At 71.9% G+C, this 14,906-nt stretch carries 13 protein-coding genes; 5 read left to right on the top strand and 8 right to left on the bottom strand.

Annotated elements, in window-relative coordinates; all coding sequences use genetic code 11:
* Positions 1-66: 66 nt before the first annotated feature.
* Genes ACZ7MF_RS08205 through ACZ7MF_RS08195 form a run of 3 tightly spaced genes read left to right on the top strand, consistent with a single transcriptional unit; the run spans position 67 to position 1,994 of the window.
* Positions 67-1,080: a carboxymuconolactone decarboxylase family protein gene (locus ACZ7MF_RS08205; RefSeq protein ID WP_471475245.1), complete on the top strand. Its 1,014-nt coding sequence runs from the start codon at positions 67-69 to the stop codon at positions 1,078-1,080.
* Entirely contained in the window at positions 1,077-1,277 is a 201-nt protein-coding gene (locus tag ACZ7MF_RS08200; protein WP_471475244.1) for a hypothetical protein, read from the top strand. The genes ACZ7MF_RS08205 and ACZ7MF_RS08200 overlap by 4 nt, the downstream gene beginning before the upstream one ends.
* A 60-nt stretch (positions 1,278-1,337) precedes the next feature.
* A complete protein-coding gene (locus ACZ7MF_RS08195; protein WP_471475242.1) occupies positions 1,338-1,994 on the top strand; it encodes a hypothetical protein in 657 nt (218 codons plus the stop codon).
* Here the strand turns inward: ACZ7MF_RS08195 and ACZ7MF_RS08190 are convergent.
* From ACZ7MF_RS08190 to ACZ7MF_RS08155, 8 genes are all read right to left on the bottom strand, one after another.
* Positions 1,991-3,541 (bottom strand): NCS1 family nucleobase:cation symporter-1, encoded by a 1,551-nt coding sequence (locus ACZ7MF_RS08190; RefSeq protein ID WP_471475241.1) that lies wholly within the window; start codon positions 3,539-3,541, stop codon positions 1,991-1,993. The two genes, ACZ7MF_RS08195 and ACZ7MF_RS08190, sit on opposite strands and share 4 nt — an antisense overlap.
* Before the next feature lie 109 nt (positions 3,542-3,650).
* Entirely contained in the window at positions 3,651-4,673 is a 1,023-nt protein-coding gene (locus ACZ7MF_RS08185; protein ID WP_471475239.1) for a TIGR03842 family LLM class F420-dependent oxidoreductase, read from the bottom strand.
* 11 nt (positions 4,674-4,684) lie between these two features.
* Entirely contained in the window at positions 4,685-6,085 is a 1,401-nt protein-coding gene (hydA, locus tag ACZ7MF_RS08180; RefSeq protein WP_471475238.1) for a dihydropyrimidinase, read from the bottom strand.
* A 101-nt stretch (positions 6,086-6,186) separates the two neighbouring features.
* Positions 6,187-7,029 (bottom strand): nitrilase-related carbon-nitrogen hydrolase, encoded by an 843-nt coding sequence (locus tag ACZ7MF_RS08175; protein ID WP_471475237.1) that lies wholly within the window; start codon positions 7,027-7,029, stop codon positions 6,187-6,189.
* Positions 7,030-7,164: 135 nt separating this feature from the next.
* Positions 7,165-8,784, bottom strand: a complete 1,620-nt coding sequence (locus tag ACZ7MF_RS08170) for a PucR family transcriptional regulator (RefSeq protein ID WP_471475236.1) — start codon at positions 8,782-8,784, stop codon at positions 7,165-7,167.
* A gap of 39 nt (positions 8,785-8,823) precedes the next feature.
* Positions 8,824-10,107, bottom strand: coding sequence for an aspartate aminotransferase family protein (locus ACZ7MF_RS08165; protein ID WP_471475235.1), 1,284 nt, complete (start codon positions 10,105-10,107; stop codon positions 8,824-8,826).
* Positions 10,104-10,946 (bottom strand): nitrilase-related carbon-nitrogen hydrolase, encoded by an 843-nt coding sequence (locus tag ACZ7MF_RS08160; protein ID WP_471475233.1) that lies wholly within the window; start codon positions 10,944-10,946, stop codon positions 10,104-10,106. Before ACZ7MF_RS08160 ends, ACZ7MF_RS08165 begins: the two co-directional genes overlap by 4 nt.
* 156 nt (positions 10,947-11,102) lie before the next feature.
* Entirely contained in the window at positions 11,103-11,354 is a 252-nt protein-coding gene (locus ACZ7MF_RS08155; RefSeq protein WP_007445836.1) for a helix-turn-helix domain-containing protein, read from the bottom strand.
* An 86-nt stretch (positions 11,355-11,440) separates the two neighbouring features.
* Between ACZ7MF_RS08155 and map the strand changes: the two genes are divergently transcribed.
* Positions 11,441-12,217: a type I methionyl aminopeptidase gene (gene map, locus ACZ7MF_RS08150; RefSeq protein ID WP_471475232.1), complete on the top strand. Its 777-nt coding sequence runs from the start codon at positions 11,441-11,443 to the stop codon at positions 12,215-12,217.
* Between the two features lie 153 nt (positions 12,218-12,370).
* The gene (locus ACZ7MF_RS08145) at positions 12,371-14,902 is read left to right on the top strand and encodes an ATP-dependent Clp protease ATP-binding subunit (protein ID WP_471475231.1); all 2,532 of its coding nucleotides are present in this window, start codon (positions 12,371-12,373) and stop codon (positions 14,900-14,902) included.
* Positions 14,903-14,906: the final 4 nt, after the last annotated feature.

The raw sequence follows: 14,906 nt of genomic DNA, 5'->3' as shown, positions 1-14,906 counted from the left end.
GCGCAGTGCCCACTGCATCCGCCCGTACGACGACCCCGGGCGCCCCGGCGGCGCACTCTGCTGTCCATGCCCACCCCCTTCCGTCACACCGAACCGCTGCCCCCGAAGGCGGCCACCGGCCAGGTCGCCGAGGTCTACGCACAGGCCGCGCGGGACTTCGGCATTCCCGAACCCGCCCCGTTCGTGGCCCTTTCCTCCGCGCCCGCGCTCGTCGCCCCGGCCTGGGCGCTGATGCGCGAGTCCCTGCTCGCCGGTCCCGGCGACCGCACCGGCAAGGAGGTCGCCGCCTTCGGGGTGTCGCAGGCCAACAAGTGCCGGTTCTGCGTGGACGCGCACACCATGCTGCTGCACGCCACCGGCGACCACGCCCTGGCCGAACGGCTGGCCAGGGGGCAGGAGCCGGCGGACGAGCGGCACGTGCGCGTACTCGACTGGGCGCGACGCACCCGCGTTCCGGGAGCGGCGCGCGAGCCCTACCCGTTCCCGTCCGAGGAGGCTCCCGGCTACCTCGGCACCGTGCTGGCCTTCCACTTCATCAACCGCGTCGTGTCGTCCCTGGTGACGGAGACGCTGCTGCCGGCCGGCGCGCAACGGCTGCGCCCGGTGCGGAGCCTGGCGGGCCGGTCGCTGTCCCGTACCGTACGGCGAACCGCCGTGCCCGGTGCTTCCCTTCCCCTGCTGGACGACCCCGGCCGGGGACCGGCGTGGGCGGCGGGGACACCGGTCGGCCCGGCGTACGCGGCCCTGTGCGCCACCGCCCCGATGGGCGCCGGCCTCCTCGAAGCGGACGACCAGGACCTGGTACGCGGCACGCTGCGCGACTGGGACGGCTCGCACCCTCCCCGCATGCCGGACCCGTTTCCCGACCGGCGGGAGCGGCCCGGCGCACGGCTGGCGCTGCTGGTCGCGCTCGCGCCCTACCGGATCACGGACGCGGACGTCGCGGCGTGGCGCCGGCCCGAGCACACCGACCACTGCCTGGTGCACCTCGTCGCGTACGGCGCGTTCGCCGCCGTGGACCGCATCGAGACGGCCCTGACCGCCCCGGCCGCTCGGCCCGGCGATCGGGAGACCTCATGACCGTCGTCACCGGCTCCCGCCGGGAGCCCGGTTCCGACGCGGTCCGGGACGCCGCCGACTTCCTGCTGTCGCGCTACCCGGGCCGTCCCCTGCCCGCCGGACGGCTCGCCGGACCGGAGGCGGCGCCGCTCGTTCGTCTGCGTCACCGCACGGCCACGCACCGAGTTCGCCCTTCCGCACCACGGGGACTCGTGTGACACTGGCGTCCCGTCCGCAGTGCGGGCACCCTCCGCACCGTCCCCCACGAGAAGTGCGCCGTGCGTTCTCTTCCTCTGCCGCTCGCCCTGACCGCCCGTCTGGCGCCGGTCGCCGTGCTCGCCACGGCCGGCTGGGCGCTGTCGTCCGGGCCGGACACGTCACCTGCGGCGAAGGAGAAGACGCCGCCCGACACCACGAACAGATCGGCCTCCGCACCGGCGACGGAGGCGGCGACGAAGACGTACGCCACCGCACCGGCGCCGTGCGAGAGCCTGGCCGACAAGACGGTCACCTCGCTGGTGCCGGGCGCCAAGGCGGCCGGCAAGGAGATCCCGTCCACGGACACCAAGGTGCGCCGCACCTGTTCCTGGAACGCGCTCAAGGGATACGACTACCGCTGGCTCGACGTCTCCTTCGAGGTGATGGCGACGGACGAGGCGGCCCAGAAGTCGTACAAGGAGCGCGTCGCCGACCGCAGCGGCGGCGGCGACGTCCCGGGCCTCGGCGACGACGCCTACTCCGTCGTCAACCTCACCACCGAGGACAAGCAGCAGACCCGCGAGGGCACGGTGCTGATCCGCGCCGCCAACGCCCTGGTGATGATCACCTACAACGGCAGCGACTTCGAGTCGAAGAAGGCCCCCGGTACGACCGAGATCAACAAGGGTGCCATCAAGGCGGCCAAGGAGGCCGTGGCCGCCTTGCAGAACGGCTAGGACCGCGCGGCGGGACCGGCGGTCTCGGCTCCCGGCCGGGTCGCGGGCAGCAGCATCAGGGCCAGGTAGAGCGCCAGGGACGTGCCCAGGCCGACCGCCCAGCCGTAGTCGGCCAGCGGTTCGAGGAAGGGGACGGGGCGGCCGTCGACCAGGGGGTGGAAGTCGGCGCCGCCGATGGCCAGGACGCCGCCGACGACGAAGGCCAGCACCGCACGCCAGTTCCAGCCTCCGTCGTACCAGTAGCGCCCACCCCTGCGGTACAGGTCGACGAGGTGCAGCCGGGCGCGGCGCAGGATCCAGTAGTCGGCGATGAGGATGCCGGCCACGGTGCCGAGCAGCCCGCCGACCAGGCCGAGCCAGGTGAAGATGTAGCCCTGCGGGTCGGAGTACAGCTTCCACGGGAAGATCAGTACCGCCAGGACGGACGTGATGAGGGCGCCCGCCCGGAAACTGACCTTGCGCGGTGCGACGTTGGAGAAGTCGAAGGCCGGTGAGACCAGGTTGGCGGCGATGTTCACGGACAGGGTCGCCACCAGGACGGTCACCAGGGCGAAGAGCAGGCCGACCACGTTGTCGGTCTTCGCGGCGAGTTGGACCGGGTCCCAGATCGGTTCGCCGTACACGGCCTGGCTACCGGAGGTGACCATGACGGAGAGGAAGGCGAACAGGGTCATCGTCGTGGGCAGGCCGAGGGCCTGGCCGCGGGTCTGGGCCTTCTGGCTCTTGCCGTAGCGGGTGAAGTCCGGGATGTTGAGGGACAGGGTGGACCAGAAGCCGATCATGCCCATCAGGGACGGCCAGAACAGCTTCCAGAAGTCGCCGCCCCAGCCCAGCTTCGAGGGCTGGTCGAAGAGCGGGCCGAAGCCGCCCGCCTTGTCGGCCATCCACCACAGCATCACGAAGGCGCCGACGAGGACGAAGGGCGCGGCCCAGTTCTCGAAACGGCGGATGGTCTCCATGCCGCGGTAGATGATGGCGACCTGGATCGCCCAGAAGATCGCGAAGGACAGCCACATGGTCCAGGCGTAGCCGCCGACCGTCGCGGCGCCGGTCCAGCCGTCGCCGATCAGCTTGCCGGCCAGGAAGTAGATCGCCTCGCCGCCGATCCAGGTCTGGATGCCGAACCAGCCGCACGCCACCAACGCCCGTACGACGGCGGGCAGGTTGGCGCCCCGTACACCGAAGGAGGCGCGGGCGAACACCGGGAAGGGGATGCCGTACTTGGGTCCGGCGTGCCCGGTGAGCAGCATCGGGGCGAGCACGATCAGGTTGGCCAGGGCGATGGTGAACACCGCCTGCTTCCAGTCCATGCCGACCGCGATGAGACCGGAGGCGAGCGTCCAGGAGGCCGTGTTGTGGGCCATGCCGACCCACAGGGCGGAGAAGTTGTACGTGGTCCAGGTGCGCTTGCCGACGGGGACCGGCAGCAGGTCCTCGTTGGCGTAGCGGCCGCCCGGCGGCGGGGAGCCCGGGGCGAGCTCCACGCGCCCGTCGGGGAGGGTGACTTGGGCGGACGGCGGTATGGCCGTGGGCGCGGTGTCGGTCATGGGCAGGCCAATCATGCGGTGGGACGGGAGAGGCCGTGCGGGCGGTGCCGAGGAGGGTGCGCGGGTGCGCCCCGCCGGCCCGCCCCGGGTGCGGGGCGGGCCGGGTGGCTCAGGCGTTGACGGCCGGGATGACCTGGGTGCCGTAGGTGTCGATCACGGCTTCCCGCGCGTCGTGCATGTCGTACAGCGCGAACTGGTCGACGCCGAGGGCGCGCAGGGCGGTCAGCTTCTCGATGTGCTTCTCGACCGGCCCGATCAGGCAGAACCGGTCGACGATCTCGTCCGGCACGAACTGCGTGTCCGGGTTGCCGCTGCGCCCGTGGTGGGCGTAGTCGTAGCCCTCGCGGGCCTTGATGTAGTCGGTGAGTTCGTCGGGCACGGCACCGGTGTGGGCGCCGTACTTGGCGACCAGGTCGGCGACGTGGTTGCCGACCATGCCGCCGAACCAGCGGCACTGTTCGCGCGCGTGGGCGAGCGCCTCGGGCGAGTCGTCGGCGGTGACGTAAGCCGGGGCGGCAACGCAGACCGTCACTTCCGAGGGGTCGCGTCCGGCGGCCTCGGCGGCGTCCCGGACGGCCTTGACCATGTACTCGGTGAGGTAGAGGTCGGCGAGTTGGAGGATGAAGCCGTCGGCCTCCTCGCCGGTCATCTTCAGGGCCTTGGGACCGTACGCGGCCATCCACACGGGGACTTCGGCGCCGGGCTTGGTCCAGGGGAAGCGGACGACGGTGCCGCCGCCGAGGTCGGCCTCCTCTCCCCTGCCCAGCGCACGGATGACCCTGATGGCTTCGCTTATGCGGGCGAGGGTGTTGGGCTTGCGTCCTGCTACCCGCATCGCGGAGTCGCCGCGGCCGATGCCGCAGACGGTGCGGTTGCCGAACATGTCGTTGAGGGTGGCGAAGGTGGAGGCGGTCACCTCCCAGGTGCGGGTGCCCGGGTTGGTGACCATCGGGCCGATCTTCAGTGTGCTGGTGTTGGCCAGGACCTGGCTGTAGATCACGAACGGCTCCTGCCACAGCACGGCGGAGTCGAAGGTCCAGCCGTGGCTGAAGCCGTTGCGCTCGGCCCGTTGCATCAGCTCCACGACGCGGGAGGCCGGCGGGTCGGTCTGCAGGACGAGTCCGAAGTCCATGGGCACCACTCCTAGTTCAGGTACTGACAGGTGGCGCGCGGGGTGTAGGCGCCGTGGCCCTTGCGCCCGGTGTACTCCCGCTCGGTGACGACCGGTTCGCCGCGCGAGAGCACGGTCTCCACCCGGCCGGTGATCCGCCGGCCCTCGTACGCCGAGTAGTCGACGTTCATGTGGTGGGTCTCGGCGGAGAGGACCTGCTCGGCGTGCGGGTCGTAGACGACGATGTCGGCGTCGGCTCCGGGCGCGATGGTGCCCTTCTTCGGGTACAGGCCGAACATGCGGGCCGGGGTGGCGCAGGCGATCTCGATCCAGCGGCGGCGGCCGATGTGCCCGTCGACGACGGCCTGGTGGAGCAGGTCCATGCGGTTCTCGACGCCCGGCATCCCGTTGGGGATCTTGGAGAAGTCGCCGCGGCCCAGCTCCTTCTGACCGGTGAAGCAGAAGGGGCAGTGGTCGGTGGAGACCACCTGGAGGTCGTTGGTCCTGAGCCCCCGCCACAGCGCCGCCTGGTGTTCCTTCGGCCTGAGCGGCGTGCTGCACACGTACTTGGCGCCCTCGAAGCCGGGCTCGGCGAGGTTGTCGGTGGACAGGAACAGGTACTGCGGGCAGGTCTCGCCGAAGACGGGGAGGCCGTCGTCGCGGGCCCGGGTCAGCTCGGCCACGGCCTCCGTCGCGGAGACGTGCACGACGTACAGCGGCGCCCCGGCGACCTGGGCGAGCCGGATGGCGCGGTGGGTCGCCTCGGCCTCCAGCAGGGCCTTGCGGACCTCGCCGTGGAAGCGGGGGTCGGTCTCGCCGCGGGCGAGGGCCTGCTCGACGAGGACGTCGATGGCGATGCCGTTCTCGGCGTGCATCATGATCAGGCCGCCGTTCTCGGCGGCGCGCTGCATGGCGCGCAGGATCTGGCCGTCGTCGGAGTAGAAGACGCCGGGGTAGGCCATGAACTGCTTGAAGGAGGTCACTCCCTCCTCCACCAGCAGGTCCATCTCCTTGAGCGTCTCCTGGTTCACGTCGGAGACGATCATGTGGAAGCCGTAGTCGATCGCGCAGTTGCCCTCGGCCTTGGCATGCCAGGCGTCCAGGCCCTCGCGCAGGGAGTGCCCGACGCTCTGGATGGCGAAGTCGACGATGGTGGTGGTGCCGCCCCAGGCGGCGGCGCGGGTGCCGGTCTCGAAGGTGTCGGCGGCGTAGGTGCCGCCGAAGGGCATCTCCATGTGGGTGTGTCCGTCGACGCCGCCCGGGACGACGTACTTGCCGCTCGCGTCGATGACGTTCTCGGCGGTGAACGCCTCGGCCGCCGGGGTGCCGGTCGCGGCGAGGGCGGCGACGCGTCCGTCCTCGATCAGGACGTCGGCGTGGATCTCGTCGGAGGCGGTGATGACGAGGCCGCCGCGAATTGCCGTACGGCTCATGGGGTCGCTCCTCGTTGTGGGTGAGTGACGGTTGTGGAGGGCTGGTCGCGCCCGCGCGGCGGTAGCCGCAATCGAGCACGGCCCCGCGCCCCTTAGGTCGTCTACGGAGCCGTCAGTGGTTCATATGACCCCGGCGCGCGGTCGCGGTAGAACTGCCAGCGGTCGCGGACCTCGCGCAGCTTGCCCATGTCGAGGTCGCGGACGACGAGTTCGGTCTCCTTGTCGCTCGCCACCTCGCCGACGAACTGCGCCTCGGGGTCGACGAAGTAGGAGGTGCCGTAGAAGTCGTTGTCCCCGTACTCCTCGACGCCGACGCGGTTGATGGCGCCGACGAAGTACTCGTTGGCGACGGCGGCCGCGGGCTGCTCCAGTTGCCACAGGTAGCCGGAGAGGCCGCGGGAGGTGGCCGACGGGTTGAAGACGATCTCGGCGCCTTCCAGGCCCAGCGCCCGCCAGCCCTCCGGGAAGTGCCGGTCGTAGCAGATGTAGACGCCGACCTTGCCGACGGCGGTGTCGAAGACGGGCCAGCCGGAGTTGCCGGGGCGGAAGTAGAACTTCTCCCAGAAGCCGCGGACCTGCGGGATGTGCGTCTTGCGGTACTTGCCGAGGTAGGAGCCGTCGGCGTCGATGACGGCGGCCGTGTTGTAGAGGACGCCGGGCTGCTCCTCCTCGTACATCGGGAGCACCAGGACGATGCCGTGCTCGCGGGCGAGCCGTTGGAAGCGCTCGACGATCGGGCCGTCGGGGACGCGCTCGGCGTACGCGTAGAACTCGGGGTCCTGGACCTGGCAGAAGTACGGTCCGTAGAACAGCTCCTGGAAGCACATGACCTGTGCGCCCTGGGCGGCGGCGTCGCGCACCGCCTGCTCGTGGACCTGGATCATCGATTCCTTGTCGCCCGTCCAGGCGGTCTGGAAGAGCGCGGCACGGATCACTCGGCTCATATTCGGCCTCCACTCGCTCGAATCGCTCGCTGTGGCGCTCGGTGTGGCGCTCGGTGTACGGCGAGACTAGGGACCGGCGGTGGCCGAAATGAGTGGCACGGTGTCACGTCTGCGGGGGTCGGGCATTGCACGGTGTCACCCCTGCTGTGCGTCGTGGGCGAGGAGCGCGATGTGCACGGAGGCCGCCTGCTCGAAGTCGTCGAGGTCGACGCCGAGGCGGCCCTGTATGGCTTCGAGACGCCGGTAGAGGGCGGGCCGGGAGACGTGGTGGAGCTGGGCGGTGCGGGACTTGTTGCGGCCGGTGGCGAGGTAGGTGCGCAGCACGGGCAGCAGGTCCTGGTCGGGGCCGCGCAGGAGTCCGTCCAGCTCGCGTTCGGCGAAGGACTGCACGTGCGGGTCGTCGCGCAGCAGCCGCACCAGGCCGCGCAGGTGGATGTCGCGCAGCCGCACGACCGGCGGCAGGTCCAGGGCGGCGGCCGCGGAGTCGGCGACCGCGTCGGCGACGTGCTGGGCCTCGCGCAGCCCGGCGGGTACGTCGGTCCAGTCGGCGCGGGCGTCGGCGGCGGCGACCACGGCGTGGGAGTTGTCCGGTTCCGCACGCAGCCGGGTCGCGAAGTGGGCGGTGAGCGCCCTGGCGTCCTGGTCGGGGGCGAGGCTGAGCAGGACGGCGACGTGATCGTCGGCGAGGTGGGCGGCGAGGCCGGGCAGGCCGAGGCGCCGCAGCACCCGGGCCGGCCGGGCGGGCTCCCGCTCGCGGACGACGAGGGGGACGAAGACGCGCCGGTTGACGGGCAGCCCGGCGGCGCGGGCCCGGGACAGCAGTTGCCGTGCCGGTACCGCCCCGCTGACCAGGTCGGTGAGCAGGCTCCGCGCGGACTGCTCCTCCCAGGAGTCCCAGGAGTCCCGTGGGCCCGCGGAAATGCCCGCCTGCGTGCCGTCACCGGCGAGCATGCGGTGCAGGACGATCGCCTCGGCCGCGCGGTCGGCGAGCAGGCGTCCGGCGGCCCGCTCGCCCCGGTAGCCGCACAGCACCAGGCGCCCCCAGCTCTCGCCCCGGCAGGTCAGTTCGGCGCGCACCCAGCCGTCGGCGGACCCCGCACCGGCCTGGCGGGCGATGCGCTCCCAGTCCCGCAGTACGTCGTCGACGGCGGCCCGCTCCCCCGCCGTGGCGAGGACCCGGTGGGCGAGGTTGGTGACGACGACCGGGCAGCCGGCGTGCCGGGCCACCTCGTCGAGCAGGCGCTGCACCGGGGCGCCCGCGGTGATCAGGCCGGTCAGCTCGGTGCGTACGGCCTCGGAGAGGCTGACGGCGGCGAACTTGCGACGCAGCAGCCGGGACTGCACCTCCTCGGTCAGTTCGGCGAAGGGGAAGGGCCGGTGCAGGACGACCATGGGCAGCCCGCAGCGCTCGGCCGCGCTGCGCATCACCTCGGGCGGGGCGGGGAAGGCGCGGCCGAGGCCGAGCACGACGGCGGCGGCCTCGGCACGGTCCAGCGAACGGATGTACTCGCCCTGCCGGTCCTCGTCACCGGCGAGCAGCACGCCGGTGGTGAGGACCATCTCGCCGCCGCTGAGCATCACGCCGACGTCGGCGGCCTCGGCGACGTGCACCCAGCGCACGGGCCGGTCGAGGCGGTGCGCTCCGGCCACCACCTCGGGCTGTCCCGCCCGCACCCGTTCGAGGCCGAGGACCTGACGGACCGACAGGGCGGGTTCCCAGGGCTGCTGGGCCGGGGTCGGGGTGGTCGTGGTCATGGCGGCCTCTCCTGGGCTCGTCACGCGGCGATCAGGCGATCAGATGCTCCGCAGGGCGCGTTCGAGGATCGCGGCGCCCTCCTCGGCCTCCGCGACGGTGAGGGACATCGGCGGGGCGATGCGCAGGACGCTGGTGCTGTGGCCGCCGCCCTTGCCGACGAGCAGCCCGCCGGCGCGGGCCTCCTCCAGTACGGTGGACGCCGCCTCGGGGGCGGCCTCGTCGGTGCCGGGCCGGGTCAGCTCCACGCCGATCATCAGACCGCGCCCGCGTACCTCGCGCACGTGCGGCACCTGGGCGGCGACGGCGCGCAGCCGTTCGATGAGCAGTCCGCCGACGCGCCGGGCGTTGCCCTGGAGGTCGTGCTCCAGGAGGTGGTTGAGGTTGGCGAGGCCCGCGGCCATGGTGACCTGGGTGCCGCCGAAGGTGGAGATGCTGTTGGCGTCCAGGCAGTTCATGATCTCGGCACGGGCGACGACCCCGCCGATCGACATGCCGTTGCCGATGCCCTTGGCGAAGGTGACGATGTCCGGCGGGCCGCTCCTTCCGTGCGCCTGCCAGCCCCAGAAGTGCTCGCCGGTGCGGCCCCAGCCGGTCTGCACCTCGTCGGAGATCCACAGGATGCCCCGCTCGTGCAGCACCTCGCGGAAGGCGGCGTACAGGCCGTCGGGCGGGGAGGTGAAGCCGCCGACGCCCTGCACGGGTTCGGCGATCAGGGCGGCGGGGGCGCGAGTGTGGCCGAGCAGGTCCAACAGGTCGGCGACGCAGGCGTCGATGAAGTCCCGGTCGTCCAGGTCCGCGTAGGGCCCGCGGGTGCGGACGCCGCCGTGCACGTACAGGGTCTGGAGCGGGGACAGCGAGGTCGGGGACCAGCCGCGGTTGCCGGTGATGCCGACCGCGCTGAAGGAGCGGCCGTGGTAGCTGTTGCGCATCGCCAGGATCGCGTTGCTGCGGCGGTGGGCCGTGGCGAGCAGCAGGGCGGTGTCGTTGGCCTCGGTGCCCGAGGTGGTCAAGAAGACGCGGGCGTCGGGGATGCCGGACAGCTGGGCGACGCGCTCGGCGAGGTCGACCATCGGCCGGTTGAGGTAGAGGGTCGAGGAGTGGACGATCCGCCCGGCCTGCTCGGCGACGGCCTTGGTGACCTCGGGCAGGGCGTGCGCGGTCATCGTGGTGAGGATGCCGCCGAAGAAGTCGAGGTACTTGTTTCCGGCGGCGTCCCAGACGTGCCGGCCCTCGCCGTGGGTGATCTCCAGCGGGTCCTCGTAGTAGAGGGCGAGCCAGTCGGGCAGGACGGCGCGGTGGCGGGCGAAGAGGTCACGGGTCACGGCCGCACCAGCCCCTCGTAGGCGTCGGGTCGGCGGTCGCGGTAGAAGGCCCACTGCTGCCGTACCTCGTCGATGAGGTCGAAGTCCAGGTCCCGGACGACGAGTTCCTCCTTGCTGTCGCTGGCCGTCTCGCCGACGAACTGTCCGCGCGGGTCCACGAAGTACGACGTGCCGTAGAAGTCGTTGTCGCCGTACTCCTCGACGCCGACGCGGTTGATGGCGGCGACGAAGTACTCGTTGGCGACGGCCGCGGCGGGCTGTTCGAGCTGCCACAGATGGGCGGAGAGGCCGCGGTGGGTGGCCGACGGGTTGTAGACGAGCTGGGCGCCGCCGAGGCCGAGTTGGCGCCAGCCCTCCGGGAAGTGCCGGTCGTAGCAGATGTAGACGCCGACCTTGCCGACGGCGGTGTCGAAGACGGGCCAGCCGAGATTGCCGGGGCGGAAGTAGAACTTCTCCCAGAAGCCCTTGACCTGCGGGATGTGGTGCTTGCGGTAGGTACCGAGGACGGTGCCGTCGGCGTCGATCACGGCCGCGGTGTTGTAGTAGAAGCCGGACTGCTCGACCTCGAAGACGGGGACGACGATCACCATGCCGGTCTCGCGGGCCAGTGCCTGCATGCGGCGGGTCGTGGGTCCGTCGGGGACGGGTTCGGCCCAGCGGTAGTGCTCGGGGTCCTGGACCTGGCAGAAGTAGGGGGCGTTGAAGACTTCCTGGAACCCGATGACCTTGGCACCCCGCCGGGCGGCCTCGCGGGCGTGCTCCTCGTGTTTCGCCACCATGGACTCGGTGTCGCCGGTCCAGGTGGCCTGGACGAGAGCGGCACGTACGACGTTGGCCATGAGCTGCTCCTTCGACACGACGTCAGAGCCTCTACGCCCGTAGAGCAGGCCGTAGAGGGACGAACGTAAGCCTGGCCGGACGGGCTTGCCAAGACCATCGTCGTCAAGGCGCGGTGTCGATCACGTTTCGCACTCCTGTGGGTGAGTGCCGCCGCCTCAGGCCGGCACGGGCGCGCACCTGCCCACCAGCTCGTCCATGGACAGCCCCAGCGCGCCGGCCAGCGCGGCCACCGTGAAGAACGCCGGGGTGGGTGCCCGGCCGGTCTCGATCTTGCGCAGGGTCTCGGCGGAGATTCCGGCCTGGGCGGCCACCGCCGTCATGCTCCGCTCACCGCGGGCCGCGCGCAGCAGGCGGCCGAGCTGCTCGCCGCGCTCGCGCTCTTCGGGGGTCAGGGGGGTGCGTACCATGCCGTCATTCTAATACCGGTTTCCCGTACCGGCCCCGGGGCGTCGCATGGCGCGAATCCAATTCAAATACCGGTATAGTAATTGGCATGGTGGAACTGAAGACGGACACATCGATCGACGCCATGCACGCGGCCGGACAGGTCGTCGCGCGCGCCCTGACCGCCGTGCAGCAGGCCGCGGACGTGGGCGTGTCCCTGCTGGAGCTGGACGCGGTGGCGCACGAGGTGCTGCGGGAGGCGGGCGCGGGCTCGCCGTTCCTCGGGTACCGGCCCTCCTTCGCGCCGACGCCCTTCCCGGGCGTCATCTGCGCCTCGGTGAACGACGCGATCGTGCACGGCATCCCGGACGGCTACCGGTTGCGGGACGGAGACCTCGTCTCCATCGACTGCGGCGCCCTCCTGGACGGCTGGGCCGGCGACTCGGCGCTCAGCTTCGTGGTGGGCACCCCGCGCCCGGCCGACCTGACGCTGGTCGAGGCCGCGGAGCGGGCGCTGGAGGCGGGGATCGGGGCGGCCGTGGTCGGCAACCGCATCGGCGACATGGCACACGCCATCGGCACGGTGTGCCGGTCGGCCGGCTACGGGATCATGGAGGACTTCGGCGGCCACGGCATCGGCCGGCACATGCACGAGGACCCGGGGGTGCCCAACGAGGGCCGCCCGGGACGCGGGCTCCCGCTGCGGCACGGCATGGTCCTCGCCATCGAGCCCATGCTGATCGCCGGCGGCCGGGACGACTACCACGCGGCCCCCGACGGCTGGACCCTGCGCACCAACGACGGCTCCCGGGCGGCGCACGTGGAGCACACGGTGGCGATCACGGACGGCGGCCCGCGCGTCCTGACGTCGAGGGACGGCCTCTGAGAGACGACGCGGGCGGGGCGGGGCCCTCGGCCCCGCCCGGGTTCCCGGCATGCCCGGTGGAACAGAACGTGTCATGTTGGGCATGACCGTACGTCTGCCGGGTTACCCGGCCCCCGGCACGTCGATCAGCGATGCAGCGGAGGTCCGTACACCATGACCAGCGGCTACATGGGCCCGGAGGGCGACCCGTTCGCGGAATTCCTGGCGCGCTTCTTCGGCGGGCCCAAGCCCCGTCAGATCGACATCGGCCGGCTGCTCAGCCAGCCCGCCCGGGAGCTGGTGCGCGGCGCCGCCCAGTACGCGGCCGAGCACGGCAGCCGGGACCTGGACACCGAGCACCTGCTGCGGGCCGCGCTGTCCACCGAGCCGACCCGGGGGCTGCTCAGCCGGGCCGGCGCCGACCCCGACTCACTGGCCTCGCAGATCGACGAGCGGACCGGCCCGGTGCAGCACCCGCCGGGCGAGGTCCCGCCGCCCACGTCGCTCTCGCTCACCCCGGCCGTCAAGCGTGCCCTGCTGGACGCGCACGAGCTGGCCCGCTCCACCGGCACCGGGTACATCGGCCCGGAGCACGTGCTCAGCGCCCTGGCCGCCAATCCGGACTCGGCCGCCGGGCACATCCTGAACGCGGCCCGGTTCGCGCCCTCGAACCTGCCCACGGAGACGCCGGAGGCCGCGAAGGGCCGGGCCGAGAGCGCCCGGACCACGAACACGCCGACCCTCGACAAGTACGGCCGCGACCTCACCGATCTGGCCCAGCAGGGCCGGATCGACCCGGTGATCGGGCGCGAGGAGGAGATCGAGCAGACCGTCGAGGTGCTCTCCCGGCGCGGCAAGAACAACCCCGTCCTGATCGGTGACGCCGGCGTCGGCAAGACCGCGATCGTGGAGGGTCTCGCCCAGCGCATCACCGACGCCGACGTGCCCGACGTGCTGATCGGGCGCCGGGTGGTCTCGCTGGACCTGACCGGGGTGGTCGCGGGCACCCGCTACCGGGGCGACTTCGAGGAGCGGATGAACAACATCGTGGGCGAGATCCGCGCCCACTCCGACGAGCTGATCATCTTCATCGACGAGCTGCACACCGTCGTCGGCGCGGGAGGGGGCGGCGAGAGCGGGTCGATGGACGCAGGGAACATCCTCAAGCCGGCCCTGGCCCGCGGCGAGCTGCACATCGTGGGCGCCACCACGCTGGAGGAGTACCGCAGGATCGAGAAGGACGCGGCCCTCGCCCGCCGCTTCCAGCCGATCCTGGTGCCGGAGCCCACCACCGCCGACGCGATCGAGATCCTGCGCGGCCTGCGCGACCGCTACGAGGCCCATCACCAGGTCCGCTACACCGACGAGGCACTGGTCGCGGCCGTGGAGATGTCCGACCGCTATCTCACCGACCGGCGGCTGCCCGACAAGGCCATCGACCTGATCGACCAGGCGGGCGCCCGCGTACGGCTCCAGTCCCGCACCAAGGGCACCGACGTGCGCGCCCTGGAGCGCGAGGTCGACCAGCTGGTCCGGGACAAGGACCAGGCGGTCGCGGACGAGCAGTACGAGCAGGCGACCCAGCTGCGCGACCGGATCGTGGAGCTGAAGCAGCGGATCACCGAGGCCACCGGCGACGGACAGGCCGACGAGGGGCTCGACCTGGTCGTGGACACCGAGTCCATCGCCGAGGTGGTCTCCCGGCAGACCGGCATTCCGGTCAGCAGCCTCACCCAGGAGGAGAAGGACCGCCTGCTGGGTCTGGAGTCCCACCTGCACGAACGGGTCGTCGGCCAGGACGAGGCGGTACGGGTCGTCTCCGACGCCGTGCTGCGCTCCCGCGCCGGGCTGTCCAGTCCGGACCGGCCCATCGGCAGCTTCCTCTTCCTCGGCCCGACCGGCGTCGGCAAGACGGAGCTGGCCCGGGCGCTGGCCGAGGCGCTGTTCGGCAGCGAGGACCGGATGGTGCGCCTCGACATGAGCGAGTACCAGGAGCGCCACACCGTCAGCCGACTGGTCGGCGCCCCGCCCGGCTACGTCGGGCACGAGGAGGCCGGTCAGCTCACCGAGGTGGTGCGCCGGCACCCCTACTCGCTGCTCCTGCTGGACGAGGTGGAGAAGGCGCACCCCGACGTCTTCAACATCCTGCTCCAGGTCCTGGACGACGGGCGGCTGACCGACTCGCAGGGCCGGACGGTGGACTTCTCCAACACGGTCGTCGTGATGACCAGCAACCTGGGCTCCGACGTGATCACCCGGCGCGGCGCCGGGATCGGCTTCGGCTCGGGCGGCGCGGAGGCGGACGAGGAGGCGCGGCGCGAGCAGGTGCTGCGTCCGCTGCGGGAGCACTTCCGGCCCGAGTTCCTCAACCGCGTCGACGAGATCGTGGTCTTCCGTCAGCTCAGCGGCGAGCAGCTGCGGCAGATCACCAGCCTGCTCCTGGAGCAGACCCGTCGCATGGTGCACGCGCAGGGCATCGTCGTCGACTTCACCGACGCGGCCGTGGACTGGCTCGCCGAGCGCGGCTACCAGCCCGAGTACGGCGCCCGGCCGCTGCGCCGCACCATCCAGCGCGAGGTGGACAACGAGCTGTCCCGGCTGCTCCTGGACGGCCGGGTGACGGAGGGCGGCCGGGTGACGGTCGACGTCGAGGACGGGCGGCTTGCGTTCCGCACGCCCGAACGGCGACCCGCCCCCGAACTGTGACCCT

The sequence above is a fragment of the Streptomyces sp. NPDC111628 genome (assembly GCF_055635195.1).
The sequence above is the reverse complement of the archived record's forward strand: the minus strand, read 5'-3'. Positions and strand labels throughout refer to the sequence as shown.

Excerpts from the sequence above, each read along its gene's own strand:
- ACZ7MF_RS08205 (WP_471475245.1), top strand. The coding sequence starts at position 67 with ATGCCCACCCCCTTCCGTCACACCGAACCGCTGCCCCCGAAGGCGGCC.
- ACZ7MF_RS08200 (WP_471475244.1), top strand. The coding sequence starts at position 1,077 with ATGACCGTCGTCACCGGCTCCCGCCGGGAGCCCGGTTCCGACGCGGTC.
- ACZ7MF_RS08190 (WP_471475241.1), bottom strand. The coding sequence starts at position 3,541 with ATGACCGACACCGCGCCCACGGCCATACCGCCGTCCGCCCAAGTCACC.
- ACZ7MF_RS08185 (WP_471475239.1), bottom strand. The coding sequence starts at position 4,673 with ATGGACTTCGGACTCGTCCTGCAGACCGACCCGCCGGCCTCCCGCGTC.
- hydA (WP_471475238.1), bottom strand. The coding sequence starts at position 6,085 with ATGAGCCGTACGGCAATTCGCGGCGGCCTCGTCATCACCGCCTCCGAC.
- ACZ7MF_RS08175 (WP_471475237.1), bottom strand. The coding sequence starts at position 7,029 with ATGAGCCGAGTGATCCGTGCCGCGCTCTTCCAGACCGCCTGGACGGGC.
- ACZ7MF_RS08170 (WP_471475236.1), bottom strand. The coding sequence starts at position 8,784 with ATGACCACGACCACCCCGACCCCGGCCCAGCAGCCCTGGGAACCCGCC.
- ACZ7MF_RS08160 (WP_471475233.1), bottom strand. The coding sequence starts at position 10,946 with ATGGCCAACGTCGTACGTGCCGCTCTCGTCCAGGCCACCTGGACCGGC.
- ACZ7MF_RS08155 (WP_007445836.1), bottom strand. The coding sequence starts at position 11,354 with ATGGTACGCACCCCCCTGACCCCCGAAGAGCGCGAGCGCGGCGAGCAG.
- map (WP_471475232.1), top strand. The coding sequence starts at position 11,441 with ATGGTGGAACTGAAGACGGACACATCGATCGACGCCATGCACGCGGCC.
- ACZ7MF_RS08145 (WP_471475231.1), top strand. The coding sequence starts at position 12,371 with ATGACCAGCGGCTACATGGGCCCGGAGGGCGACCCGTTCGCGGAATTC.